Source organism: Rhabdochromatium marinum (assembly GCF_016583795.1).
Classification (GTDB): Bacteria; Pseudomonadota; Gammaproteobacteria; order Chromatiales; family Chromatiaceae; genus Rhabdochromatium; species Rhabdochromatium marinum.
The window spans coordinates 1-898 of sequence record NZ_NRRS01000193.1 but is presented as its reverse complement, the minus strand read 5'-3'; the positions used below and the strand labels follow the sequence as shown (position 1 = coordinate 898).

The following is an 898-nucleotide window of genomic DNA, read 5'->3' as shown; positions in this document are numbered from 1 at the left end:
GGCTCACTTCGATGGTGATCTCTTCGCCCGAACGCCGAACAACCGTGGCCATGATCGCTCCTCGCCTCATCATTTACAGAGGCTTAGAGCATACTCCTCGAAATAACATCTTGTCGAGGCCGCACCCGTCGAGGATTTGCTGGCGATTGTGCATACCTTCAGTTGCCGACTGTCTGGGATGCACAAGTACAAGCATCAGATCAAGGAGGATTTTTCCGATAGGCCCATTCAGTTACCAAAGGACGCCTGCGAATGAAGATCACGCGAATTCTGAACGCAAAACGCCCGAACAAGGGCAAGGTTGCCGCCTTGCGTGAGCAGGCACATCGGCTTGGTCAAGTGCGCTCCGAGGTCTGGCAGAGGTTCGGGTCTGTCGGTGGCGTGGGTATCTCGGATCGCCAGGTTCGCGATGGCTGGCTGAAGGAAGGTCGCGCATGTCCTGTCTCAGCCAATGCCTGGAAGGAAAGCCTGCGTGATGCCAAGGGCAACATCACGGCTTGCATGGAAGCGGCCAAAGTCAAAGCACGCCGATGTATTTTGCGTCACACCCAGGACAAAGCCGAGCAAAAGCGCCTGTTCACGGCCCTCAAGCGCAATGAATGGACGGACGATGCTTATCTGCGCCGGATCATGCGTCAGCACTGGCATTATGGCCACAACCACACCCACAACCAGATGATCGTACGCTCAGATAACTACACCACCTTTCAACTCGGTGGGCGCGCCTGGATCAAGATCCCCGGTCTGGTCAAAGGCCAACGCATCGCCATTCCGCTCGATACCACCGTCGCGCCCACCGGCACCTTGCGGATCATCCTCACCGACGAGGACCGCATCGAAGTCCACTACACCATCGAAGTCGAAGCCAAACAGGACAGCGGCGAGCGCACCATCGGCG

2 pseudogenes are annotated in these 898 nt (G+C 57.2%); both read left to right on the top strand.

The features are described 5' to 3' along the window. Positions 1 to 127: 127 nt before the first annotated feature. A pseudogene (locus CKO36_RS20630) lies at positions 128 to 256 on the top strand (IS607 family transposase); the annotation flags it as partial. Then, positions 253 to 898: pseudogene (locus tag CKO36_RS19245) on the top strand (RNA-guided endonuclease TnpB family protein); the annotation flags it as partial. The pseudogenes CKO36_RS20630 and CKO36_RS19245, both read left to right, overlap by 4 nt.